Origin of the sequence: Klebsiella sp. P1954, from assembly GCF_018199955.1 — a bacterium.
GTDB lineage: Bacteria > Pseudomonadota > Gammaproteobacteria > Enterobacterales > Enterobacteriaceae > Klebsiella > Klebsiella pneumoniae.
Genome location: NZ_CP073373.1, coordinates 1,543,126 through 1,568,417 on the forward strand (window position 1 = coordinate 1,543,126; position 25,292 = coordinate 1,568,417).

The 25,292-nt window shown below is 62.2% G+C and carries 21 protein-coding genes; 10 read left to right on the plus strand and 11 right to left on the minus strand.

Annotation, left to right across the window (positions count from 1 at the left end; all coding sequences use genetic code 11):
- The first annotated feature begins 61 nt into the window (after window positions 1–61).
- Genes KB890_RS07545 through KB890_RS07560 form a run of 4 tightly spaced genes read left to right on the plus strand, consistent with a single transcriptional unit; the run spans window position 62 to window position 3,437 of the window.
- Window positions 62–1,084, plus strand: a complete 1,023-nt coding sequence (locus tag KB890_RS07545; RefSeq protein ID WP_004178939.1) for an ABC transporter permease — start codon at window positions 62–64, stop codon at window positions 1,082–1,084.
- Window positions 1,084–1,917, plus strand: coding sequence for an ABC transporter permease (locus tag KB890_RS07550; RefSeq protein WP_004142505.1), 834 nt, complete (start codon window positions 1,084–1,086; stop codon window positions 1,915–1,917). The genes KB890_RS07545 and KB890_RS07550 overlap by 1 nt, the downstream gene beginning before the upstream one ends.
- Window positions 1,910–2,746, plus strand: coding sequence for an ABC transporter ATP-binding protein (locus tag KB890_RS07555; protein WP_004178937.1), 837 nt, complete (start codon window positions 1,910–1,912; stop codon window positions 2,744–2,746). The genes KB890_RS07550 and KB890_RS07555 overlap by 8 nt, the downstream gene beginning before the upstream one ends.
- Window positions 2,733–3,437, plus strand: a complete 705-nt coding sequence (locus KB890_RS07560; protein ID WP_004178936.1) for an ABC transporter ATP-binding protein — start codon at window positions 2,733–2,735, stop codon at window positions 3,435–3,437. Before KB890_RS07555 ends, KB890_RS07560 begins: the two co-directional genes overlap by 14 nt.
- Before the next feature lie 850 nt (window positions 3,438–4,287).
- Here KB890_RS07560 and KB890_RS07565 read toward each other — a convergent pair.
- On the minus strand, window positions 4,288–5,625 hold the full coding sequence (locus tag KB890_RS07565) for an aspartate aminotransferase family protein (RefSeq protein WP_004183313.1): 1,338 nt from the start codon (window positions 5,623–5,625) through the stop codon (window positions 4,288–4,290).
- Between the two features lie 180 nt (window positions 5,626–5,805).
- On the opposite strand from KB890_RS07565, the gene KB890_RS07570 reads away from it, so the two are divergent.
- Entirely contained in the window at window positions 5,806–6,570 is a 765-nt protein-coding gene (locus KB890_RS07570; RefSeq protein ID WP_004176941.1) for an SDR family NAD(P)-dependent oxidoreductase, read from the plus strand.
- Window positions 6,571–6,623: 53 nt separating this feature from the next.
- Here the strand turns inward: KB890_RS07570 and KB890_RS07575 are convergent, their stop codons facing one another.
- The 4 genes from KB890_RS07575 to KB890_RS07590 are packed head-to-tail and all read right to left on the minus strand — an operon-like array spanning window position 6,624 to window position 9,598.
- Window positions 6,624–7,385: an amino acid ABC transporter ATP-binding protein gene (locus KB890_RS07575; protein WP_004151676.1), complete on the minus strand. Its 762-nt coding sequence runs from the start codon at window positions 7,383–7,385 to the stop codon at window positions 6,624–6,626.
- Window positions 7,378–8,043 (minus strand): amino acid ABC transporter permease, encoded by a 666-nt coding sequence (locus tag KB890_RS07580; protein ID WP_002893189.1) that lies wholly within the window; start codon window positions 8,041–8,043, stop codon window positions 7,378–7,380. The genes KB890_RS07575 and KB890_RS07580 overlap by 8 nt, the downstream gene beginning before the upstream one ends.
- A gap of 14 nt (window positions 8,044–8,057) precedes the next feature.
- On the minus strand, window positions 8,058–8,699 hold the full coding sequence (locus KB890_RS07585) for an amino acid ABC transporter permease (RefSeq protein ID WP_004223524.1): 642 nt from the start codon (window positions 8,697–8,699) through the stop codon (window positions 8,058–8,060).
- Between the two features lie 47 nt (window positions 8,700–8,746).
- A complete protein-coding gene (locus tag KB890_RS07590) occupies window positions 8,747–9,598 on the minus strand; it encodes a transporter substrate-binding domain-containing protein (protein WP_022631237.1) in 852 nt (283 codons plus the stop codon).
- Window positions 9,599–9,839: 241 nt separating this feature from the next.
- Between KB890_RS07590 and KB890_RS07595 the strand changes: the two genes are divergently transcribed.
- Window positions 9,840–11,303, plus strand: coding sequence for a MocR-like pyridoxine biosynthesis transcription factor PdxR (locus KB890_RS07595; RefSeq protein WP_004176948.1), 1,464 nt, complete (start codon window positions 9,840–9,842; stop codon window positions 11,301–11,303).
- On the opposite strand, the gene KB890_RS07600 is transcribed toward KB890_RS07595, so the two are convergent.
- Window positions 11,300–12,634, minus strand: a complete 1,335-nt coding sequence (locus tag KB890_RS07600; RefSeq protein WP_020325247.1) for an aminotransferase-like domain-containing protein — start codon at window positions 12,632–12,634, stop codon at window positions 11,300–11,302. The genes KB890_RS07595 and KB890_RS07600 overlap by 4 nt on opposite strands.
- 124 nt (window positions 12,635–12,758) lie before the next feature.
- On the opposite strand from KB890_RS07600, the gene KB890_RS07605 reads away from it, so the two are divergent.
- From KB890_RS07605 to KB890_RS07615, 3 genes are all read left to right on the plus strand, one after another.
- Complete coding sequence (locus KB890_RS07605; protein ID WP_020325250.1) at window positions 12,759–13,667, plus strand: DMT family transporter; 909 nt, start codon at window positions 12,759–12,761, stop codon at window positions 13,665–13,667.
- A 121-nt stretch (window positions 13,668–13,788) separates the two neighbouring features.
- Window positions 13,789–14,904, plus strand: coding sequence for a YbdK family carboxylate-amine ligase (locus tag KB890_RS07610; RefSeq protein ID WP_002893127.1), 1,116 nt, complete (start codon window positions 13,789–13,791; stop codon window positions 14,902–14,904).
- 47 nt (window positions 14,905–14,951) lie between these two features.
- Entirely contained in the window at window positions 14,952–15,686 is a 735-nt protein-coding gene (locus KB890_RS07615; RefSeq protein WP_020325254.1) for a phosphodiester glycosidase family protein, read from the plus strand.
- A gap of 347 nt (window positions 15,687–16,033) precedes the next feature.
- Here KB890_RS07615 and KB890_RS07620 read toward each other — a convergent pair whose 3' ends face one another.
- Genes KB890_RS07620 through KB890_RS07630 form a run of 3 tightly spaced genes read right to left on the minus strand, consistent with a single transcriptional unit; the run spans window position 16,034 to window position 22,995 of the window.
- The gene (locus KB890_RS07620; RefSeq protein ID WP_020325244.1) at window positions 16,034–19,126 is read right to left on the minus strand and encodes an efflux RND transporter permease subunit; all 3,093 of its coding nucleotides are present in this window, start codon (window positions 19,124–19,126) and stop codon (window positions 16,034–16,036) included.
- A gap of 13 nt (window positions 19,127–19,139) precedes the next feature.
- On the minus strand, window positions 19,140–20,219 hold the full coding sequence (locus KB890_RS07625) for an efflux RND transporter periplasmic adaptor subunit (protein WP_020325242.1): 1,080 nt from the start codon (window positions 20,217–20,219) through the stop codon (window positions 19,140–19,142).
- A 52-nt stretch (window positions 20,220–20,271) separates the two neighbouring features.
- The gene (locus KB890_RS07630; protein WP_016946851.1) at window positions 20,272–22,995 is read right to left on the minus strand and encodes a cation-transporting P-type ATPase; all 2,724 of its coding nucleotides are present in this window, start codon (window positions 22,993–22,995) and stop codon (window positions 20,272–20,274) included.
- Between the two features lie 502 nt (window positions 22,996–23,497).
- Here KB890_RS07630 and KB890_RS07635 point away from each other — a divergent pair.
- Window positions 23,498–23,746 (plus strand): DUF1158 domain-containing protein, encoded by a 249-nt coding sequence (locus KB890_RS07635; RefSeq protein ID WP_020325243.1) that lies wholly within the window; start codon window positions 23,498–23,500, stop codon window positions 23,744–23,746.
- A gap of 17 nt (window positions 23,747–23,763) precedes the next feature.
- Here KB890_RS07635 and KB890_RS07640 read toward each other — a convergent pair whose 3' ends face one another.
- Window positions 23,764–24,105 (minus strand): RamA family antibiotic efflux transcriptional regulator, encoded by a 342-nt coding sequence (locus tag KB890_RS07640; protein ID WP_002893035.1) that lies wholly within the window; start codon window positions 24,103–24,105, stop codon window positions 23,764–23,766.
- 30 nt (window positions 24,106–24,135) lie between these two features.
- Window positions 24,136–25,251: an MBL fold metallo-hydrolase gene (locus KB890_RS07645; RefSeq protein WP_020325248.1), complete on the minus strand. Its 1,116-nt coding sequence runs from the start codon at window positions 25,249–25,251 to the stop codon at window positions 24,136–24,138.
- Window positions 25,252–25,292: the final 41 nt, after the last annotated feature.

Below are 25,292 nucleotides of genomic sequence, written 5' to 3' on the forward strand. Positions count from 1 at the left end.
AGGCCCGGTCGGCATCGCGCCGCCGGGTACAATGCTGATATACCAGGAATTTCCATTTTCCATGCTATCGTTTTCCACTCACCTTACCCGCCTGCTGCAGGGGCTGTTTACGCTGCTGCTCACGCTGTTCGGGCTGTTGCTGGTCACCTTCTCGCTCTCCGCGCTGTCGCCCGTCGACCGCGTACTGCAGATCGTCGGCGACCATGCCAGCCAGTCGACCTATGACCAGGTTCGCCATCAGCTGGGTCTCGACCAGCCGCTGCCGGTGCAGTTCTGGCACTACCTGGTCAACCTGGCCCATGGCGATCTTGGCATCGCCAGCGCCACCGGCCAGCCGGTGCTCCACGACCTGCTGGCGGTCTTTCCGGCGACCCTTGAGCTGGCGACCCTGGCGCTGATCGTCGGCGCGGTACTGGGCATCGTCGCCGGGGTGCTGTGCGCCCGTTACGCCGGTTCGCCGTGGGATCTGGCGGTTCGCACCTTTACCCTGTTGGGCAACTCGGTGCCCATTTTCTGGCTCGGCCTGCTGATGCTGGCCCTGTTCTACGCCCGGCTGCAGTGGGCGCCAGGCCCGGGTCGCCTCGACGATATTTATCAGTACACCGTCGAGCCACGCAGCGGTTTTGCGCTGATCGACACCTGGCTCTCCGGCGATACCGCGGCGTTTAAAAATGCGATCGGCCATCTGGCGCTGCCGGTGCTGGTGCTGGCCTATTACTCGCTGGCCAGCATCACCCGCCTGACCCGCTCCGCCTGCCTGAGCGAGATGAACAAAGAGTACATTCTGCTGGCGCGGGCCAAAGGGGCCGGAGAGATGACGATTCTGCTGCGCCACGTCCTGCCCAATATCCGCGGCACTCTGCTGACGGTGACCGCTCTCGCCTGGACCTCCATGCTCGAAGGGGCGGTGCTCACCGAAACCGTCTTCTCGTGGCCGGGGATCGGCCGCTATCTCACCACGGCGCTGTTCGCCGGGGATACCACGGCGATCATGGGCGGCACGCTGCTGATCGGCGTGAGTTTTGTGCTGATCAATAACCTGACCGACCTGCTGGTACGGTTAACCGATCCGAGGGTGCGCTGATGCCGACTTATCTGTTTTTACGCCGTCTGCGCCGCTCACCCGCCGCCTTCAGCGGCCTGACCCTGGTGATCCTGCTGGTGCTGACCGCGCTGTTCGCCCCGTGGCTGGCGCCGCACGATCCCAACTGGCAGGATGCCGCCGCTCGTCTGCAGGGGCCCGGGGCGGGACACTGGCTCGGCACCGACAGCTACGGCCGCGACCTGCTGTCGCGCTTGCTCTACGGCGCCCGCCCGGCGCTGGGTCTGGTGGCGCTGGTGACCGCCATTACCCTGCCCGTCGGGCTGCTGGTAGGTATCCTCTCCGGTTACTATGGCGGGTGGCTGGAGCGGATACTGATGCGCTTTACCGACGTGGTGATGTCGATGCCGCGCCTGATCCTCGCCTTCGCGTTCGTGGCGATGCTCGGCCCGGGGCTGGTCAACGGCGCGCTGGCGTTAGCCCTGACCACCTGGCCGGCCTACGCCCGTCAGGCGCGCAGCGAAATTCAGCGCCTGCGCCATAGCGACTACCTCGCCGCGGCGGAGATGCTGGGCATTCGCGGCGGGCGGCTGCTGGTCGGCCATATTCTGCCGCTGTGTCTGCCGTCGGCGATTGTCCGGCTGGCGCTCGATCTGGCGGGCATTATCCTCGCCGCCGCCGGGCTCGGCTTTCTCGGCCTGGGCGCCCGCCCGCCGATGGCGGAGTGGGGAGCGATGATTGCCGACGGGATGCAGGTGATTTTCGACCAGTGGTGGATCGCCGCCATCCCCGGCGCGGCGATCCTGCTTGCCAGCCTGGCGTTTAACCTGCTGGGCGATGGCCTGCGCGATATTCTGGAGCCGCAACATGACTGACATCCGACTGACCGTCCAGGGACTCGCCGTCGACTATCCCACCGCCCGGGTGGTGGACAACGTCAGCTTCACCCTCGGCAACGAGCGGCTGGCGCTGGTGGGCGAATCCGGCTCCGGCAAATCGATGACCGCCCGGGCGCTGATGGGCCTGGTGCGCAAGCCCGGGGTGGTGAGCGCTGAACGGCTGGAGGTGCTGGGGCGCGATGTGCTGACCCTCAGCGCCCGCGGCTGGCGCGCGCTGCGCGGCAACGATATCGCCATGGTGCTGCAGGACCCGCGCTATGCGCTGAATCCGGTGCAGACCATTCAGACGCAGCTGGAGGAGGCGTTAACCCTCCATCAGCGTCTCAGCCGCCGCGCGCGCGCCGAGGCGGTCAAAGACGCCATCGCCGCCGTCGGTCTGGATCTGCCGGTCCTCAGCCGCTATCCCGGCGAACTCTCCGGCGGGATGGGACAGCGGGTGATGATCGCCCTCGCGCTGCTCAATAACCCGAAGGTGCTGATAGCCGACGAGCCGACCTCGGCCCTCGACGCCCGCCTGCGCAACCAGATCCTCGAGCTGCTGGTGGAGCAGTGCGCGCAGCGGCAGATGGCCATGTTACTGATCAGCCACGATCTACCGCTGGTGGCCGCGCATTGCGATCGCGTGCTGGTGATGTACCAGGGGAGACAGGTCGACGAGATGCCGGCGCGGGCGCTGCCGAGCGCGACGCACCCTTACACCCGCACCCTGTGGACCTGCCGGCCAAATGCCCACACCTACGGCCAGATGCTGCCGACCCTCGACAGAACCCAGGACTTTACGGAGACAGCCCATGGCGATCGTTAATCTTCAGGATTTACAGGTTACATTCGGCGCGAAGACGGCGGTCTCCGCCGCCAGTTTCCGTGTCGACGCCGGGGAAACCTTCAGCCTGATCGGCGCCTCGGGCTGCGGCAAATCGACGATTTTGCGCGTGCTGGCCGGATTGCAGCGTGAATGGCGCGGCAGCGTGGATCTGCTCGGCCAGGCCATTATGCCGGGCGCCCGCTTTCAGGGCGATCTGCGGCGCAACGTGCAGATGGTGTTTCAGGATCCGTACGCCTCGCTGCATCCCAACCATACCCTGTGGCGCACCCTGGCGGAGCCGCTGCAGATCCACGGCATCCGCGACGTTGCCCCGCGAGTAACCACCGCCCTTGAGCAGGTGGGTCTGGCCGCCGACGCCGTGCGCCGCTATCCGCATCAGCTCTCCGGCGGCCAACGGCAGCGCGTGGCCATTGCCCGCGCCCTGCTGCTGCGCCCGCAGATCCTGCTGCTGGATGAGCCGACCTCGGCGCTGGATATGTCGGTACAGGCGGAAATCCTTAATCTACTTAATCGTCTGAAACAGGAGCACGGCATGACCTATCTGCTGGTCAGCCACGATGCCGACGTCATCGCCCATATGTCCGATCGGGCGGCGTTTATGGCGGAGGGCGTGATCCAGCGCTTTTTCGATCGCGAAGCGTTGGTCAATGGAGAGCACCGGATGAGGTGAGGTCAGCGTATGCGCGGTTGTTTTGTCGGGTGGCGCTTCGCTTACCCGACCTACAGGATCCACTCACAGGCTCACACCCCGTAGGCCCGTGCAAGCGCAGCGCCGCCGGGCAAGATATCAGGCACGGTATCCTTGATTTCGCCGGGTGGCGGCTGCGCCTTACCCGGCCTACAGCCCCAAATCACCGCGGGTCCTGGGGCTGCTGAAACTGCCGGTGCTGGCGGCCTCAACATCGCTGAGACGTTCCCGGAAGGCCGGGGCAGCCCGCATGAATGCGGGCTGAGGGCCGTGTTTTGCACGGACGCTGCCTCGGCCCGACCCGAAGCCTGCAGGGATAAGTCGAAGGTACCGCGCAGCGGCGATGTTGCTGGCCGGAGCCCGGGGGTACAGGGGGCGGCGGCGACTGGCCGCCCCCTGTGTGCTCCCTGCGCCATGAATGACATAACGCAGACAATTAACCGGGAGCGCAAACTACGCTGAAGCCACCGATAACATAAACAACAACACTGCAGTGCTTCCCCTCACCCTGGCCCTCTCCCGAAGGGAGAGGGAACTGTCCGGCTGGCGTTTAGGCCCGTACAAGCGCAGCGCCGCCGGGCAATAATCAGGCACGGTACCCGTGGTGTTGCCGGGTGGCGGCTGCGCCTTACCCGGCCTACAGGATCCATTCACAGGCTCACACCCCGTAGGCCCGGCAAGCGCAGCGCCGCCGGGCAAGATATCAGGCACGGTATCCTTGATTTCGCCGGGTGGCGGCTGCGCCTTACCCGGCCTACAGGATCCACTCACAGGCTCACACCCCGTAGGCCCGGCAAGCGCGCCGCCGGGCAACAGTATCCGGCCCCCTCCCCTACTTCGCCAGACTGGCAAAGCGAGCAAAGACCGCATCAAAAATCGCCAGCCCTTGCGCCACCTGCTCAGCAGTAATGGTGCACGGCGGCACCACGTGAATGCGGTTCTCCACCACAAAGGCCAACAGCCCGGCCTCGGTTAAGGCCCCTTTGATCGCGGCCATGTCGGCGGCGGTCAGCGGCGTTTTTTGTTCACGGCTGCTCACCAGCTCCAGCGCCTGGAACAGGCCGCGACCGCGCACCTCGCCGATAATGGCGTGCTTCTCCGCCAGCGCCTCGAGACCGGGGCGCAGCACCTCGTTGCCGATAGAGGCCGCGTTCTCAACCACCTTCTCCTCTTTCATCGCGTCGATGGTGGCGACAATCGCCGCCATCGCCAGCGGATGGCCGGAGTAGGTCAGCCCCCCGGCAAAGAAGTGGTCGTCAAAGTAGCGGGCAATCGGCTCGCTAATCAGCACCCCGCCCGCCGGCACGTAGCCGGCGTTAACCCCCTTGGCAAAGGTCACCAGATCCGGCACCACGCCATCCTGCTCGAAGGCGAACCAGCTGCCGGTGCGGCCAAAGCCGGCCATCACCTCATCGAGGATCAGCACGATGCCAAACTCGTCGGCCAGGGCGCGCACGCCCTGCATATAGCCTGCCGGCGGCACGAGGATCCCGGCCGTGCCGGGGATGGACTCCAGCAGGATCGCCGCGATGGCCGTCGGCCCCTCGCATTCAATGATCCGCCGCAGATGCGCCAGCGCGCGCTGGCACTCCTCTTCTTCAGTCGCGGCGTTGAACTCGCTGCGGTAAAGGTAGGGGTTGAAGAAGTGAACATGGCCGCGGGAGAACTCATTCGGCACCCGGCGCCAGTCGCCGGTAGCGGCGATCGCGCTGCCGGTGTTGCCATGATAGGAACGATAGGCCGACAGCACCTTGTCGCGCCCGGTATAGAGCCGCGCCATGCGAATCGCGTTCTCATTGGCATCCGCCCCGGCGTTAGTGAAGAACACCTTACTGAAGCCCGCCGGCGCCAGGTCGACGATGCGCTTCGCCGCTTCGCCGCGGGCAAGGTTGGCGGTGGCGGGCGCGATGGTGACCAGGGTCTCCAGCTGCGCCTTCATAGCCGCCAGTACCCGAGGGTGCTGATAGCCAATGTTGACGTTCACCAGCTGGCTGCTGAAATCGAGCCAGGTGTTCCCCTCATAATCCCATAGCTCGCAGCCTTGCGCCCCGGCGATGACCAGCGGGTTGAGATTGCCCTGCATCGACCATGAATGAAACACATAGGCGCGATCTAATTGCCGAACTTCGTCATTGCTTACCGCGACCTCGTTGTGAATTGCCAGCTTCATACCCTGCCCTCTCTCATGTCGTAGTGGTTGGCTTCATCATTGGCCTTGGCCGCGCAAATCGGATAGAGCCAGTGCGCGCATAACGATGTGACACGGTGTCACATCCCTGCCCGTCGTCTGGCCCTGTGCCTTGTCGTCCGGCGTTTTTATAGTGAAGGGACAACCGCACAGGAGAATGAGATGGCAACGAGCAACGTAGTGTTTATCACCGGGGCGACCTCGGGTTTTGGCGAAGCGGCAGCGCAGGTGTTTGCCGACGCGGGCTGGTCGCTGGTGCTGAGCGGGCGCCGCTATCCGCGACTGAAGGCCTTGCAGGACAGACTCGCCGCCAGGGTGCCGGTGCATATTATTGAGCTTGACGTTCGTGACAGCGAGGCGGTGGCTGCCGCCGTGGCGTCGCTGCCCGCCGATTTCGCCGATATCACCACCCTGATCAACAACGCCGGGCTGGCGCTGTCGCCACTGCCGGCGCAGGAGGTGGCGCTAGAGGACTGGAAAACGATGATCGACACCAACGTCACCGGTCTGGTGACAGTCACTCACGCCCTGCTGCCGACGCTGATCCGCCATGGCGCCGGGGCGAGTATTATCAATATCGGCTCGATCGCCGGGCAGTGGCCCTATCCCGGCAGCCATGTGTATGGCGCCAGCAAGGCGTTTGTGAAGCAGTTCAGCTATAACCTGCGCTGCGATCTGCTTGGCACCGGCGTGCGGGTCACCGATCTGGCGCCGGGGATTGCCGAGACCGAATTCACCCTGGTGCGTACCAAAGGCGACCAGGCGGCATCGGATAAGCTCTATCGCGGCACCACGCCGCTGAGCGCGCGCGATATCGCCGAGCAGATGTTTTATATCGCCACGCTGCCGGCGCATATGAACATTAACCGGGTGGAGGTGATGCCGGTGCGTCAGGCGTGGCAGCCGTTCGCTATCGACCGGGATTAAGCGAAACCCGACGCATCCCCTGTCGGCGCTGCCGGCAGGGAATGCAGGCCGGACTAACGGCTGCTTTGCAGAAACTGCCTGACGCGTTCGGAGTCAGGCTGAGTGAAGAACTTCTCCGGCGGCGCCTTCTCTATCAGCAGTCCCTTCTCCAGAAACACCACCTCATTGGACACCTGGCGGGCAAAATCCATCTCGTGGGTCACCACCACCATGGTGTAGCCCTCGGCGGCAAGGGCTTTCATTACCCCCAACACCTCATTAACCAGCTCCGGATCCAGCGCCGACGTCGGTTCATCGAAGAGAATAACTTCGGGCGACATCGCCAGCGAACGAGCGATCGCCACCCGCTGCTTCTGCCCGCCGGAGAGAGTGATCGGGTAAACATCGGCTTTGTGCGCCATGCCGACTTTCTCCAGCTGCTGCATGGCCATGGCCTTCGCCTCGTCTCGTTTCATGCCCTTAACGCGCAGCAGCGCCTCGCTGACGTTCTGCTGCACGGTCAGGTGCGGCCACAGGTTAAAACTCTGAAAGACCATCCCCACCCGCTCGCGGATTTTGGCCAGCTGGCGGTGCGACATCGCCCGGCCGCGCTGTTCATCAATCCCCAGCCGTTGACCGCCGATATGAATTTCACCGCGGTCCGGCTGTTCCAGCCAGTTCATACAGCGCAGCAGGGTGGATTTTCCCGACCCGGACGAGCCGAGAATACTCACCACAGTCCCCTTCTCCACCGTCAGGTTAATATCCCGCAGGACTTCCACATTATCGAACTGTTTGGAGACGTTTTTGACGCTTACGGCAATAGACTCAGGCATGGCTCATTCCTCTTTTGGCTCCCCAGGCGGTCAGGCGCTTAATCAGCAGCTCCAGCAGAATGCTGATCGCCCAGTAAAGCCCAATGGCGACGATAAAGGCGTTAAACGGAATAAAATAGGTCGCCTGGACGCTGTTGGCGGCGGCGGTGATCTCCTGAACGGTAATAATGCTCAGGAAAGCGGTGTCCTTCAGGCAAATAATCAGCTGATTGCCGATCAGCGGTAAGGCGGAAGAGACGATATTGGGTAAAATAATCCGCCGAAAAATGGCATAGCGAGAAAAGCCCTGGGCAATCGCCGCTTCAATATATCCGCCGGAAAATACCCGCCGCTGGCTGCGCAATATTTCAAAGAAATAGGCGCCATGATAAATAATCAGGGCCAGTAAACCGGCGGTCCACGGCTCCATGCTAATACCGAGCTGCGGCAGTCCGTAATACAGAAGATAAGCGAGAATCAAAAAAGGGATCGCGCGCATCAGGCTGACGAAACCAATAATAATCCGGTTAATCACTTTCTTTTGATATTCGCTAAAATAGCACAGCGCAATACCGATAATCAGCGCCGCCAGGGCGGCGGTAATAAACAGTTCGAGGGTCGCGAATAACCCGGCAATAAAGCTATCGCGAACCGACCAGATAACGCCCCACTGATTCATAATGCCTCCCGTTCCTAGCGCGCCAGACGCCTGGCTTTACGTTCCGCGATACCCTGCAGCTTCAACAAACAGCCGATGATCGCCACATACAGCAGGCCGGCGGCGAGGATCGGCGACAGCGGCTCGTAGGTGACCGAGGAGATACGGTTGGTGACCCGGGTGAGATCCACCACGCCAATCACGGCGATGGCCGGGCTACCTTTGATCAAAAAGGACATCTCATTGACCAGCGCCGGCAGGCTCTCGATCCACATCTGCGGCAGCATGATGTAGCGGAAGTAGGTCCAGCGGCGCATTCCCACCGACTCCGCCGCCTCCCGCTGTTCGCGCGGAAAGGTGCGGAAGGCGTTGCGCCAGATCTCAGCGTTAAACGCCGACGTGTTTAGCGTCAGCGCCACGATGGCGGCCACGTTCTTATCGAGGTTAATGCCCATCGTGGGCAGGGAAAGGAACAGAAATAGCACCAGCGTCACCAGCGGCGTTGCGCGGGCCAGACTGATATAGATCACCAGCAGCTGGTCGATCACCGGCAGGCGCAGCATCCGTACCAGGGCGATCAGCAGGCCCGCCACCACCCCGAAGGCGATAGCGATGGCCGAAATCCAGAGGGTCGTCCATGCGCCTTCGATTAATAACTGCCAGGAAATTGCATCCATGAGGCCCTCCTTCTCAGCAACAGGCGGCGGTTACCCGCCGCGGAATATTACAGTCCGGCGAGTTTGTGAAACTGTTCCGGGCTGGTGATCGCCTCGGTCGGCAGGTTGTCATAGGTTTCGCCAAACCATTTTTTCTGCAGCTCGGCGAGCTTGCCGGTCTCCTTCATGTGGTTCATAAACTTGGTCATATAGGCCAGCAGCTGCGGCGAGTTTTTCGGGATCGGCCACGCCATATAGCCCGGTCCGGAGACGGCCAGCCCTTTGGCGAAGACCTTCGGTTTGGCTTTCGCCAGGTCGTTTACCGAGATCACCACGTTAATCACGTAATCCAGTCGCTTATTCGCCAGGTCGGCGTAGGCTTCCGGATAGGAGGGATACTCCACCACCGGTCCCAGCTTGCCGCCGGTCTTCTCCAGCATCGCCTTCAGCTCCGGCAAACGCGCCAGCAGCGCGCTCCCGGCCTGTACCCCCACTTTTTTGCCGCTGAGATCGGCAATGGTATTTAGCGAGGTATCGCCAGCGCGTTTGACGAAATAGTGCTGCGCGGAGGCCCACGGTGGGGTGAAATCAAAGACCTTCAGCCGCTCATCGGTAATAACCGCCCCGGTTAAGGCCATATCGTATTGCCCGGTGGAGACAGCCGCTAATAATCCGGTCCACGGTAATATGCTCTGGTCGACATGGAATTTGGCGTACTTACGTAATTCCTCAAGCATATCTTTGTTAAAGCCATCAGCCTGGCCATTATTCATAAAGTTAAATGGCGCATAATCATCTTCCGTCGCCACTTTCAAGGTGCCGGACTTTTCTATTTCCGGAAGATCGGCCGCGACGGCGTGATAAGAAAAAGCGACCGTTAATACAGCGCTCAGACACATTGATGCCAATGATTTTTTCATTATTTCACCCCTGATGGATTGGCCAGACGGGTTCATTCCAGAACGCGAAAAGGTTTCTGCAAAATAGTGGCCGGGGACGTTCCGGTCCACGGCGGCTGAATACGTTTTTAATGTGGGAGCGTTTTTCAATTCCGTATAGAGCCAGATGGGCCGCATCGCTGTGTCAGATGGCGGCAGGGTGGTATGGAATTTGCTGAGTGTAACGGGTGGTCGCAATGCGTTATTGCCAGAGGAGCCCCGTATGATCCGTCACCTGTTACACGTTGATTTTCAGCCTGGCCGCGGTTTGCAGGAACAGGTGCGAGAGACGCTGGTGAATGCCATTCTCAGCGGGATCTTCGCCGCCGACACCCCGCTGCCCTCCTGTCGCCAGCTGGCCAGCCAGCTTCGCGTCTCGCGTAACACCACCGCGCTGGTGTTTGAAAGTCTGGTCAACGAGGGCTACCTGATTAGCCGCCCACGCAGCGGTTACTACCTGCATCCCGACTATCATGAAGCTTCGCCTGCCGCCGTCGAGAGTGCACCGCAGCGCGAAGCGGCTGCACCACGCTGGGGCGACCGGCTGCAGATGACCCCCAGCCAGCAGGAGTCGATCCTCAAACCGGCGGGCTGGATGCACTACCGCTACCCGTTTATCTACGGCCAGCCCGATACCCGGCAATTCCCGCTGGCCACCTGGCGCTCGGCGGCGAACTGGCTGCACGGCGGGGTGCGCGACCCGGCGTGGGTCATCGACCATATTGACCAGGATGTGCCGATGCTGATCGAGCAGATCCGCACCCGGGTGCTGCCCAAGCGGGGCATTGTCGCCGCGCCGGATGAAATTCTCATCACCCTTGGCTCGCAAAATGCCCTCTACCTGCTGACCCGACTGCTGCTCTCTTCCACCACCCGCATTGGCGTCGAAAACCCCTGCTTCCGCGAAGCCATCAACACCTTTCTGCTCGCCGACGCCGAGGTGGTGCCGCACCCGGTGGATGAAGAGGGGATCGTGCTTAATGAGCGTCCCTGCGATTACTACTATGTCACTCCAGGCCATCAGGTGCCCACCGGGGTGACCATGAGCAGTGCGCGGCGTCGCCAGTTGCTGGAGCATGCCGCCCGCCATGACGCGGTCATTATTGAAGATGATTATGACTCGGAGAGTAACTTTACCCTCAACCCGCTGCCGGCGCTGAAGGCCAGCGATCGCAGCGGCCGGGTGGTGTATGTCAGCAGCCTGTCAAAAGCGCTGTCACCGGGGCTGCGGTTGGGGTTTATGGTCGCCGACCCGGACCTGATCGACGAGGCGCGCGCCCTGCGCCGGCTGGTCTATCGCCATCCGCCGACCAACATTCAGTACCAGATGGCCCACTTCCTTGCACAGGGCCATTATGAAACCCATCTGCGGCGCTACCACTATGACTCCGCCCAGCGCTGGGAGCGTCTGCACGCCGCCCTGCAGCGCTATCTGCCGTCGTGTCGCGCGCTGGCAGGGAGCGAACATGCTAACGCCTTCTGGCTGCAGACCCCGGCGCAGATCAACACCCAGCAGCTCACCTGGCGCGCCGCCCACGCCGGCGTGCTGATTGAGCCCGGGGCGCGCCATTTTCTCAGCGCCGCGCCGCCGGATAACTATTTTCGCATGGGATTCCACGCCATTAACCCTGACGCCATCGCCCAGGGGGTGGAGGTCCTGCGCGGCCAGCTGGAGCAGATGGGTTAGCGGTATTGTTCATACTCAACGGCGTCGCGCACGCTGAGCAGCGCCGGGCGCAGGCTGTCGAAAGGCACCGATCCGAGCGCAATGCGCAGCGCCTGCGGGATCGTGGCGGAGACGCAGAACGGCTCGGCGGTCGATACCGAAATGCGGCGTTCCATCAGCGCATTCGCCAGTCGATCGGCCCGGCTCTCTTCACCCAGCGGCAGCCAGACGAAGTACGAATCGGGATGACTGACGACGGGAAGCCCACAAAGCACCTCGCGGGCCACCTGCTGCCGCTGTCGCGCATCCTGGCGTTTCTGCGTTTCAAAGCGCGCCACCGTGCCATCTTCAATCCAGGCGCAGATCAGCGAACTTATCAGCGTCGGCGTATTCCACGTCGTGGCCCGGATGGCGCGCTCAATCTCCGGCCGATAGCGCGGCGGAGAAATCACCACCCCCACGCGCAGTCCGGTGGCGATATTTTTTGAAAATCCGGTGACATACACCGTTCTTTCCGGCGCATAGCTGACCACCGGCGGCGGCGGATGGCTCACCAGCCGGGCATAGGCGGCATCTTCAATAATCAGCAGATCGTGCTGGCGCGCGAGATCGGCCAGCGCCTGTCGCTGCCCGGTGTTGAGCACCCAGCCCAGCGGATTGTGCAGCGTCGGCATGGTATACACCGCCCGCACCCGCCGCTGCTGGCACAGCGTCTGAAGCGCCTGCAGGTCCGGTCCCTCCGGTCGACAGGGGATCGCCGCCAGCTCCAGATGATACAGCGCCGCCAGAACCTTGAAGCCCGAATAGGTCAGCGCATCCACCGCCACCACATCCCCCGGACGTAACAGCCCCATGACGGTCACCGCCAGCCCGTGCTGTGCGCCGTTGACGATCAGGACATTTTCCGCGTCCGGCGCAAAGTGCTGGCAGGTCAAATGGCGGGCGATAATGTCCCGCTCGGCGAGCCGCCCGGCGTGAGGCTGATAGCGCAGATGCGAGTCAATATCGCCCGCCATCGCCAGCTGCCTGAGCGCCTCGCGCAGCGCATCGCCCTGATCCGGCAGCGAAGGGTAGTTGAAATTGAGATCCACGACATCGGCGGCCACCACCTGCTGATCGACCCCGTGCCCCGGAGGCAGCGAGAGGTCGCGCACGAAGGTGCCGCGGCCGGTTTCGCCGCTGACCAACCCCATCTCTTCCAGTTCACGGTAGACGCGCGTGGCGGTGGCCAGCGAGAGGCGTTCTCCGGCGGCAAGGGTACGGTGCGTCGGCAGACGGGTGCCGGCGGGCAGCTGCCCGCTGCGGATCGCCTGCGCATATCGGTCGACAACGGCTTTATATCGGGCTTTCATCGTGAAATGTATCTATGACAATAATTTGATTGTATTAGATTGGCCACATTACCATCGCCGCTGACGATGCTCAAGCGGGCGCAGCCCAATCTGATAACGCGAGGTTAACGTGGTAGATTCAGCAATGGATAAATCGGCGCCCGGTCCCTGGTCCGGATGGCTTCATGGTTTACTGGGGGTGATCATTTTCAGCGGTTCGCTGCCCGCGACGCGGCTGGCGGTGCAGGATATGGATCCGTTGTTATTGACCTTTCTGCGCGCCTCTATCGCCGGGCTGCTTGCCATCGCGCTGCTGGTGGGCTTTCGCCAGAAACGCCCGCGCCTGGCGCAGCTTGTGCCCTTGATCATCGTCTCATCCGGGGTGGTGCTCGGCTTTCCGCTACTCACGGCGCTGGCCCTGCAGCGCATTACCTCGGCGCATTCGATTGTGTTTATTGGTCTGCTGCCGCTGATGACCGCCCTCTTTGGCGTACTGCGCGGCGGCGAACGCCCGCGGCGGGCTTTCTGGATCTTTTCGCTGCTGGGCAGCCTGCTGGTGGTGGGATTCGCCCTGACGCAAAATGCGGCGGCCTCACTCAGCGGCGATCTGCTGATGCTGGCGGCGGTTATCGTCTGCGGCCTCGGCTATGCGGAAGGGGCGAAGCTGACGCGGGAGCTCGGCGGCTGGCAGGTGATCTGCTGGGCGCTGGTGATTGCCCTGCCGTTGATGCTCCCCGCCTCGCTGCTGGTTCAGCCCGCATCCTGGCATGCCATCTCGGCCTCCTCCTGGGCGGCGCTCGGCTATGTGTCGCTGTTCAGCATGCTGATCGGCTTCATCTTTTGGTACAAAGGGCTGGCCGCGGGCGGGATCGCCGCCGTCGGCCAGCTCCAGCTATTGCAGCCGTTCTTCGGACTAGGCCTGTCGGCGGCGCTGTTGCACGAAACCGTCAGCCCCTTGATGCTGGCGGTCACGCTGGGCGTGGTGCTGTGCGTGGTGGGCTCGCGCAAATTTGGCCGCCAGCGGGTTGGCGAAGAAAACGGGGGCAACAATTGACCTGACGCGTCGCCTAATATCGCGGGATGCGGCGCGAGGCGAATGGATAAGCTGCGTAGCAAAGCCAACGTAAATGTGTGACGGGTATATACTTCAGGGAACACATCGACCGGGAGAGACTATGCCTTTAGCCGATTTTCACCGCTCCGATCCTTTTACCCTCGGTATCGAACTGGAGCTGCAGGTGGTGAACCCGCCGGGTTACGATCTCAGCCAGGATGCCTCGACGCTGATTGCCGACGTCCAGCATGAGCTGACCGTGGGAGAAGCCAAACACGACATCACCGAGAGCATGCTGGAGATCGCCACCGGGGTGTGCCGCGACATCAGCCATGCGCAAATCCAGCTCAGCGCCATCCAGCAGGCGGTCCAGCGCGCGGCGCTGCGCCATCATCTGCAGATCTGCGGCGGCGGTTCCCACCCCTTTCATGCCTGGCAGCGCCAGCAAATCAGCGATAACCCGCGCTATGTCAAAACCGTCGAGCATTTTGGCTATCTGGCACAGCAAGCGACGGTCTTTGGCCAGCATGTGCACGTCGGCTGCCAGAGCGGCGACGACGCCATCTATCTGCTGCATGGCCTGTCGCGCTTTGTACCGCACTTCATCGCCCTTAACGCCGCCTCGCCGTGGTTTGACAGCACCGACAGCCGCTTCGCCTGTTCGCGCCTGAACCGCTTCTCCTCCTATCCCGACAACGGTCCGATGCCGTGGGTGGCCGACTGGCAGGGGTTTCGTCGCCTGTTCCGCCAGCTGAGCTACACCAGCATGATCGATAGCATGAAGGATCTGCACTGGGATATTCGCCCCAGCCCGCAGTTTGGTACCGTCGAGGTGCGGGTGATGGACACCCCCTTGACCCTTGCCCAGGCGATCCACATCGCCGGCTTTATTCAGACCCTGGCCTGCTGGCTGTTGACGGAGCGTCCTTTTAAGCACCAGCCTGATGATTATCTGCTGTACCCCTTTAACCGCTATCAGGCCTGCCGCTACGGGCTGGACGGGACCCTCACCGACGTGCGCAGCGGGGAGCAGCGCAGCATCCGCCAGGAGATCCTGCAGCTCGCCGACCGGCTGGCCCCTTTCGCCCATCAGCTGAAGGCGACGGCAGCGCTGGAGGCGGTGGTTCGCCAGGCGAAATCGCCGCAAAGCGAGGCGCAGCAGATGCGCGACTTTATCGCCAACGGCGGTTCGCTTTCCGGGCTGGTGCAAAAACACTGTGAGATTTGGGCGGCATAAGGCAGCGAGGCGGGTATACTCGGCGCAGACTATAGAAAGGACTGCCCATGTTATTACGTTGCCTGCTCCCTCTGGCGCTGCTCCCTCTGGCGCTGCTGCCCCTGGCCGCCGTCGCCAGCGCCGCCTGTACCCTCACCGACCCGACGCTGACCCTGCAGAGCTATCGGGTGGATGCGCAGAAAGAGCGCATTGCGATGTACTGGCAGGATCGGCACGGCAAAGCCTGGGGTTCCCTGCGTTCGCTGCTGGCGGGTATCGATGGCGACGGCCGGGTGCAGATGGCGATGAACGGCGGCATTTACGATAAGGCCTACGCGCCGCTGGGGCTGTATATCGAAGACGGCAAACGGCTGACGCCGGTCAACCGCTCCGCCGGCGGCGGGAACTTCTTTATCCGCCCCGGCGGCGTATTCCTGGTGGAAAACGGCCGGGCGAAAATCGTGCCGCTGCCGGCGTACAAACCCTCTCCCGCCATCCGCTATGCGGTGCAGTCCGGCCCGATGCTGATTGAACATGGCGCCATCAACTGGCGACTGAAGCCCTCCGCCAGTTCGCGCAAGCTGCGCAACGGGGTTGGTATCGATAAGCAGGGCCGGGTGGTGTTTATGCTCAGCGATCGCGAGACCAACTTTTACGATTTTGCCTGCTATGCGCAGTCAAAGCTTGGCGTGCGGCAGATGCTTTATCTCGACGGCACCCTGTCGAAGATGTACCGCAAAGGCGGCAGCGTGCCGTGGCAGTATCATCCGTTCGTGACCATGATAACGGTGGAGAGAAAATAGCGGGCGCGTTTGGGGGCGGCCATTCCAGCCAGGAGAGTGAATAAATTAACGACAGGCCGGGCAAGGTATTGCCGCCGTGCCCGATGTCCTTGCCCGGTGGCGCTGCGCTTACCGGGCCTACAGAGTCTGTTCGCTATGGTATGGCACCTGAAATCTACGGGCGTGCAGCAGGGCCGATTCCCGCTGAAATCGGCGAACCGGAGGTCGGCAGATAAGGCGGGGCTCACGCCCAAACGCAACGTGAAGCAAAACCCACCCTCACCCTACCCCTCTCCCAAAGGGAGAGGGGACCGCCCGGTAGTCGTTGCAGCCTGGAGTATCCCCGTTACCGACCGGTAGCGCCGCGCTTACCCCCGCCGATGCGCCCACTCGCGCATACGCTGAAACAGTACATACAGCGACGGGATAAACAGGATGCCAACCATCGTCGCCACCAGCATCCCGCTGAATACCGTGGTGCCGATGATCCGCCGGCTCTGCGCCCCGGCGCCGGTAGCGAGCATCATCGGCATAATGCCGATAATAAACGACACCGCGGTCATCATTACCGCGCGGAAGCGGCGGGTAGCCCCCTCGCGCGCAGCGTCGACTATCGACAGCCCCTCCTCGCGCCGGCTGCGGGCGAACTCAACGATCAGAATCGCATTCTTCGCCGCCAGGGCGATCAGCAGCACCAGCCCTATCTGAACATACACATCGTTGGCATAGCCCGCGGTCCACAGCCAGAGCAGCGCTCCGCCGATGGCGAACAGCACCGAGAGCATGACGCTCGCCGGCAGCGTCCAGCTCTCATACTGCGCCACCAGGAACAGCCACGCCATCGCCACCGCCGCCAGCACGATCCACACCGCCTGATTACCGGTCTGCTGCTCCTGCCAGGAGATCCCGCTCCAGGCATAGTCATATCCCGGCGGCAGATGGGCCTGCAAAATCTGCTCCATGGCCGCCATCGCCGTGCGGCTGCTGACCCCCTCGGCCGCTGAACCGCTCACCGACACGGACGGGAATTGATTGTACTGCTGAATAAACGGCGCCCCCACCGTCGGCGTAATGGTGACCAGATTGCTCAGCCGCACCCGCTCGCCGTCGCGGCTGCGGACGTACAGCTCGCTAATCTGCTCTGCCCGCTCGCGCCACTGCATCTCATTTTGCATCACCACATGATAGACACGATTGTTACGGCTGAAATCGCCGGCGCGCGTGCCGCCGAACGCCGTCTGCAGGCTGCTGAAGATCTGCGCCACCGGCACATCCAGCAGCGCCGCCCGGTCGCGGTCAACCGTCAGGGTCAGCTGCGGCACGTTGCTGCTCCAGGTGGTAAACACCCGGCTCAGCTGCGGATGCTGGTTCGCCAGCTGGAGGATCTCCCGCGTCACCTGCTCCAGCTCCGCCGACGACTGACCGGCCTGCGCCAGGATGCGCAGATCAAACCCCGAGGCATTGCCCAGGCCCGGCAGGGTCGGCGGTGCGAAGGTCATGATCGTCGCCTCGGGTAGCGACAGCAGCTGGCGCTGAATATCCGCCATCACCGCATCCAGCGGCGGCCGCTGATGCCAGTCCTTGAGCATTACCGAGATAAACCCGCCGTTAGAGGCGCTGGTGCCGTTGAGAATGTTGAACCCGGACACCTGAATCACATCCTCCACCGCCGGGTTAGCCATCAGCAGCTTGCGCGCCTGGGCCATCACCGCTTCGGTACGCTCCAGCGACGCCGCCTCCGGCAGCTGCACGCTGGCAAACAGGTAACCCTGATCTTCCTGCGGCAGGAAGCCTTTCGGCATCGAGGTGAAGCTGAACGCCACCAGCGCGCCTGCCGCCACCGTCGCCGCCAGCGCCAGCCAGGGGCGGCGGTTCATCCAGCCTACCAGCCGGCCATAGCCGTCGCGGGTGCCGTCGAGAAGACGGTTAAACGCCCGCCACACCGCCGCTGGCCGGGCGGGACGCGGGCGCAGCAGCAGCGCGCAGAGGGCCGGCGTCAGGGTTAGCGCCACCAGGCTCGACAGGGCCACCGCGGTGGAGAGCGTTACGGCAAACTGCCGGTACAGCTCGCCGACGATCCCCGGGAGCAGCGCCACCGGCACAAACACCGCCAGCAGCACCAGGGTCGTGGCGATCACCGGCCCGGCGATCTGCCGCAGCGCCTGGGCGGTGGCCTGCAGGCGATCCAGCCCTTCCGCCATTTTGGTTTCCACATTCTCCACCACCACAATGGCGTCATCCACCACCATCGTCAGGGCGAGAATGATCGCGAACAGGCTGAGGGTGTTGGCGCTGTAGCCCAGCAGATAGAGCACCGCAAAGGTGCCGATCAGTGACACCGGGATCGCCAGCACTACGATCAGCGTCGCCCGCCAGCTCTGCAAAAATAGCGACACCACCACGACCACCGCCAGCAGGGTCAGCGCCAGCGAGACGCCGATCTCTTTGATCGTCGCCGCCACAAAGCGGGTGGTATCGAACTTCACCTCCCAGGTGAGATCCGCCGGAAAGCGAGTGTGCAAGCGGTTAAGCTCCGCACGCACTGCGCTGGCGACCTGCAGGGCGTTGGCGGTGGGCGTCGGATAGATCCCCAGATAGGCCGACGCTTTACCGTTCAGCTGGGCGCCGGAGCTGTAGCTGCGGGCGCCCAGCTCAATGGTCGCCACGTCGGCGAGGCGCACCAGCTGCCCCTGCGCGCCGCGGCGGAGGATAATCTCGCCAAAGCTGGCCGCCTCGTTCAGACGCCCCAGCCCGTTGATGGTCAGCGTCTGCTGCTGGCCGTTAAATACCGGCGGGGTGCCCACCTGCCCCGCCGCGCCCTGCACATTCTGCTCGCGCAGCGCCTGGGCGACATCATCCGTGGTGATGTTGAGCGCGTTCATGCGGTCCGGGCGCAGCCAGATGCGCATGCTGTAATCCCGGGCGCCAAACATCTGGACCTCGCCGACGCCGGGCAGGCGGGCCAGCGCCTCGCGCACCTGGGTGCTGGCGTAGTTGCTGACAAACAGCGGCGTCAGTGTGCCCAGCGGCGAGTAGAGGCTTACCCCCATAAGCAGATTGCTGGCGCGCTTGCGGACCTGGACGCCATTCTGCTGCACCTCCGCCGGGAGCTGCGCCAGCGCCTGCGCCACCCGGTTTTGCACGTCGATCGCCGCCAGGTCGGCATCGGTGCCCGCCGCGAAGGTTATGCTCAGGCGGTACGTCCCCTCATCCGAGCTGGTGGACTCCATATACAGCATATGATCGACGCCGTTGAGCTGGGTCTCCAGCGGGGCGGCGATGGCTTCCGCCACGTCTGACGCGCTGGCGCCCGGCCAGCTGGCGCTGACGTTCACCACCGGGGGGGTGATCGCCGGGTACTGCTCCACCGGGATCAGCTTCAGCGACACCGCACCGACAAAGGTCAGCAGCAGCGCGATCACCATGGCAAATCGCGGACGACGGATAAAAAAGGTCAGCATCCCTTCTCCTTAGCTAGTTCAGCACCTGCACCGCGGCGCCTTCGCGCAACCGCTGCGCGCCGTCGGTGATCACCTGCTCGCCCGCCTGCAGCCCTTTCTCGACCGCAAACTGCTGCCCCTGCTGCCCCGCGAGGGTCAGACGACGCTGCCCGGCGGTGTGGTCCGGCTTCAGCACCCAGCTGAAAAAGCCCTGCGGATCCTGCTGCACGGCGGCGGCCGGGACCATCACTCGCGACGGCAGTTCCTGCGGACGGAACAGGATCGTCACGCTGCCGCCCGGCAGCAGACGGTGCTGCGGATTGGCGAACTCGGCCCGCACCGCTACGCTGCCGGTGCGGGCGTCGATCCGGTTATCGATAGAGGTCAACACCCCGTCGCGCCGTTTACCATCAATCTCAATCTGCGCCAGCCACGCCTGCTTCAGGGCGTGGATATCGGCGTGCTGGCCGGTTTTACTGAAAAACGCGGCTTCGTCGAGGGCGAACGAGACCCGCACCGGATCCAACTGCACAATGTCCACCAGCACGCCGCTGGACGAATTGACCAGCGTCCCGACGTGAAAGGCGCTATGGCCCACGCGACCGGTCACCGGCGCCGCAATCCGGGTGTAGCTGAGCACTATCCGCTGGGCCTCGACGCGGGCTTTGGCCTGCTGCACGGCGGCGGCGGCGACGTCGCGCTGCATCCGGGCCGTATCGACGTCGTTGCGGCTGATGGAGTGGTTGTTGATAAGCCGCTCGTAGCGAGTGAGCAACTGCTGCGACTGACGTAATGAGGCTTCGGCGCTTTTCAGCTCGGCCTGCGCCAGAGCCAGCGCCGCGCGGGGCTGCGCGTCGTCGAGGGTAAACAGCAGGTCGCCTTCGGTAACATACTGCCCGTCCTGGAAGTGGCGCTGAACAATCACCCCTTCGGTGCGCGCGCGAATGTCGACGGCGCGGATCGCCTCGACCCGCCCGGGGATAGCGCGTTCTTCAGCATGAGGAGCCAGTTCAACCGTGGCGACGCGGACCGGCACCGCCGGCGCGGCGGTCGCCGTCAGGGCACCGCCGACCAGACCGCAGGCCAGCAGAGCAAAGCGGAAGGTTTTAATCATAGAGGATCCTTGCGACAGTAACGCGCGCCTGCAGCGAGGCGCGCGAGATTGTTCAGGCCGTTTTGCGGAACCGGCGCGTCAGACGCTTCTCGATTTCCACCACCAGGAACATGGCGACGCCGATGACCAGAGTGACAAACCAGTAGCGCAGCGGCAGCGCTTCCGTACCAAACATGCTCTGCATCAGCGGGACATAGATAATGACCAGCTGCATCAGCAGCAGGACGCCGGTCACCAGCCAGATGCCTTTGTTGCGCAGCAGACCCATGCTCAGGGAGAAGCTGTCGCTGCTGCGGCAGTTGATCATGTAGACCCACTGCGCCGTCACCAGCATCTGCAGCAGCACGGTGCGGATAAACTCCGGACTGTGGCCGCGCGGCGCCAGCCAGGCCTCAAGGATAAAGGCGGCAATCGCGATCATCGACCCGACGAAAGCCACTCGCCACACGGCGAAACCATCCATCACATGCTGGCCGGTTTTACGCGGCGGACGGTTCATCACGTTGCGCTCTGCGGCCTCAAAGGCCAGGCCGAAGGAGAGCGTCGCCGACGTCGCCATGTTCATCCACAGGATCAGCACCGGGGTCAGCGGAATAATGTTCCCCGCCAGCAGGGCGATGATGATCAGCAGCCCCTGCGCCAGGTTGGTCGGCATGATGAAGAGGATGGTCTTCTTCAGGTTGTCATAGACCCGACGGCCCTCTTTTACCGAGCTGGCGATGGTGGCGAAGTTATCATCGGTCAACACCATGTCGGCCGCCTCTTTGGTGACTTCGGTGCCTTTGATACCCATGGCGATACCCACGTCGGCCTGGCGCAGCGCCGGCGCGTCGTTAACGCCGTCGCCGGTCATGCCGACCACTTCGCCGTTATCCTGCAGGGCTTTAACCAGGCGCAGCTTATGCTCCGGGCTGGTACGGGCAAAGATGTCGTACTCCACCGCCGCCTTCGCCAGCGCCGCATCGTCCATGTGCTCCAGCTGGTAGCCGGTCATGGCCTGGCTGCTGTTGGTGATCCCCAGCATCTGGCCGATGCTCATCGCCGTCTGCGGGTGGTCGCCGGTGATCATTTTCACGCGGATGCCGGCGGTCTGGCAGGCGTGGATGGCGTCAATGGCTTCCGGACGCGGGGGATCCATCATCCCGGCGATGCCGAGGAAAATCAGTCCCTCCTGCAGGTCCTCATGGTTGAGGGTGGTGGCATCAAGGCTGGCTGGCTTACAGGCCGCCGCCACCATCCGCAGTCCCTGACGGGCGAAGCGCGCCATCTCCTCTTCCCAGTACTGCGCCTCGAACGGCACCGCGCCGTGGCGGCTCATCTGCTCGCGGCACATGGCGAAGATAACGTCCGGCGCACCGGTGATCAGCACCCGGGCATCGCCATCGATGTGCTGCAGGGTCGACATATATTTGTACTGCGAGTCAAAGGGGATCTTGGCCACCAGACGGGCCTCCACCGCCGGGAGCTGCGCTTTCGCCGCCAGCACTTTAAGCGCCCCTTCGGTCGGCCCGCCGGTGATCCCCCAAAGACCGCGCTCATCCTGGGTAAGCTGGCTGTCGTTACACAGGTCGATGGTGCGCAGCCAGGTCTCCAGCACGGTGCCGGGCTGAACCTGCACGGGCTCATCGCTCCCCTCGAGGAAGATCCGCCCCTGCGGCTCGTAGCTGTCGCCTTCCACCCGATAGCAGCAGTCGGCGGTGATGATCGCTTTGACGGTCATTTCGTTCATCGTCAGGGTGCCGGTTTTATCCGAGCAGACCACGGTCATGGCGCCGAGGGTTTCCACGGTCGGCAGCTTACGAATAATCGCCCGCTTGCGCGCCATCGTCTGCACGCCGAGCGACAGAATAATCGAGATGATCGCCGGCAGTCCTTCCGGTACCGCGGCTACCGCCAGGCTAATCAGCGACAGCAGCAGCTCGCCCATCGGGATATCCCGCAGCGCGAGGCTGAAGATAAACAGCGCCACCATCATGGCGAGAATAATGGCGAAAATCGCTTTGCCGAGCTTATCCATCTGCACCAGCAGCGGGGTACGGTGCTTCTCAATACCCGCCATCATCTGGTTGATATGGCCGAGTTCGGTCTGCGCGCCGGTGGCGGTCACCACGCCGACGCCGCCGCCGGCGCTGACGGTGGTCCCGGAAAAGACCATGTTCACCCGGTCGCCCAGCGGCAGATCGCCCTCCAGCGCGTCGGTGATTTTATCCACCACCGTCGACTCGCCGGTGAGGATCGCCTCTTCCACCCGCAGGTTGTGGGTTTCAATCAGGCGCATATCCGCCGGCACGCGGTCGCCGGCGCGCAGGATAACGATATCCCCCGGAACCAGGTCGCGCGTCGGGATAGTCTCATGCTTGCCGTTACGCTGGACGCGGGCATCGCTGGAGAGCATGTTGCGGATCCCCTGCAGCGATTTTTCGGCGTTGCTCTCCTGGATATGACCGATCAGGGCGTTAATCACCGTCACGCCGAGGATCACCAGGGTATCGACCCAGTGCCCCATGATGGCGGTCAGCGCCGCGGCGGCCAGCAGCACGTAAATCAGTACGTCGTTAAAGTGGGCGAGAAAGCGCAGCCAGCCCGGTTTGCCTTTCTTTTCCGGCAGCGCGTTCGGCCCACAGGTATTCAGGCGCTCGGCGGCGTCTGCGGAACTTAACCCAGCGGCCTGGCTTTTGGTCTGCGCCAGCACTGCGTCAACGGTCTGCTGCCAGACCTGCCGTGGCGCGGTGTCGCCCGAGGGCGTCGTAAACTTTGGGTTATTCATCTTGGTCAATTTACATTTTCCTTATAAATTCCGTGAGTCGGAAAGCCTGAAATCATTCCTGGCCAATGAAGTAAAAGAGGGCAAAAATGCCGATAAAAATGTGAACCAATACAAGTCTAAATTTTTCGCAAAATAAAAATTTTGTGATAAGTTAATTCCACAAACCAACTATTACAGAATATTAATAAACCAAAACTAAACGAGGTAAAATATGTTTGGAATCTACCGCGGGCGCCGTCTGGCGCTGTACATCGCGTTAGCTATCATCATTGCTACGCTGGTGGGATATAGCACTTACAGTTTTGTAAAAGCGCTGGCATAATAATGACGTTAATTTACACCCGGCTGCAATTAATTTAATTACAAATTATTTCAGATTAATTAACATGAGAGCGAAAGGCAGGCGATAATATTTAAAATAGTCGTGTTATAGCGAGTAAAAAAACAAAGCATATTGCGTTAAGCATTATTTTACCGGACAATATGTTTTTTAACTGATGATTAACATGACATGAAACATCCACTGGAAACGCTGCTCTCCGCCGCCGGGATCTTACTGCTGGCCCTGCTCTCCTGTCTGCTGTTGCCCGCGCCTTCGCTGGGCCTGACGCTGGCGCAAAAGCTGGTTGAGACATTCCATATGATGGATCTCAACCAGCTCTATACGGTGCTGTTTTGTCTGTGGTTCTTAGCGCTGGGCGTCATTGAGTATCTGGTGCTGCGCTGGGTGTGGCGTCGCTGGTTTTCCCTCGAGCGGTAAACCAGGAGAGGCGCGCCTCAGTGGGCGCGACTGTGGTTCTCTTTGCGGTAGGCGCCCGGCGGCTGATTGAAGGTCCGGGTAAAGACGCGGGTAAAAGTCTGTTGCGAATCAAAGCCATACTTGAGGCAGATATCGTAGACCCGCTGATCGGTGTCGCGCAGATCGCGGGCGGCCAGCAGCAGCTTCCTTTCGCGAATATAGCGCCCCAGGCTCTCCCCTTTGTACTGTAAAAACAGCCGTTGCAGATGCCATTTCGAATACCCGGCATGGCGAGCGATATCATCAATACGCAGCGGTTGATGCAGGTTATCATCAATCCACTCGACGATAGTATCAATCACCTGAGCGGAAATCGTCATATGCTCTCTCCTCTGATACTGCACTGGCGCTTAGCGCCACCAGGCGTTAAATGATTGCGTCTTATCGGCGACCCACACCGGCTCGCCCTGCACAGGCGTCAGCAGACGCCAGGCCCTTCCTTCGCTGGCAGCCGCCAGCCGTTGATACGGTTCATCCCAGCTGTGTTTCGCCAAAACGAATCGTCCTGCATGCCCAGGCAGCACCGCGCGAGCGCGCAGATCGTCGGCAGCCTGAGCCGTTTCATCCGGCATCATGTGGATATATTTCCAGTCCTGGTCATACTGCCCGTTCTCCATGATCGCCAGATCGACCGGACCGAACTCATCGCCTATCGCTTTAAAGTGCGGCCCATACCCGCTGTCGCCGCTGTAATAAATCTTTTGCTGCCGGGTAACGAACAGAAAACTGGCCCACAGCGTCTGGTTACGCTTCAGCCCACGGCCGGAAAAGTGCCGCGCCGGCAGCACGTGGACGGTGAGCTCGTCGCTGGCCGGTACCGCCTGCTGCCAGTCCGCTTCGGTAATCAGCGCCCCGTCCATTCCCCAGTAGCGCAGATGCGATCCGACCCCCAGCGGCGTAATGACCCGCTTAATTTTCGGCAGTAAGGCGCGAATGGTGGCGTAATCCAGATGGTCGTAGTGATCGTGGGAGATGATCAGCAGATCGATCTCCGGCATCCCTTCCGCCCGCCACGGATAGTCGCCGGGGAAGGCTTTATTGATAAAAGAGAACGGCGCCGCGTAATCGCTGAACACCGGGTCGATCAGGATGCGTTTTCCCGCCAGCTGCAGGTACCAGGAGGAGTGGCCGAGCCAGACCATCACGTCCTGCCCGAGGGGCAGCGTCGCCAGATCGGTCTTCACCAGCGGCAGCGGTTGCGCGGGACGGGCGTTTTCCCGTTTGGTCATCAGGAAATCCCACCACGCCTCCAGCATATTTTTCTGCCCGGTGAACCCTGGCGTGGGCAACTGGTTATGGAACTGGCCGTCCCGGTAGTGGGGAGACGCTTCCACCTGGCTAAGCTGTGCCCCCTGCGGCGCCTTACCAAAACCGGCATTAAGAACAAACGGCAATGTCGTTGCTGCTGCGAGTAACATGATGGCGACCACGCTGAAAGTGACACGGTTCATATCCTGACCAGACAAAAGCCCCCATCCCGGAGGCTTTATGATATAACTTGATTATG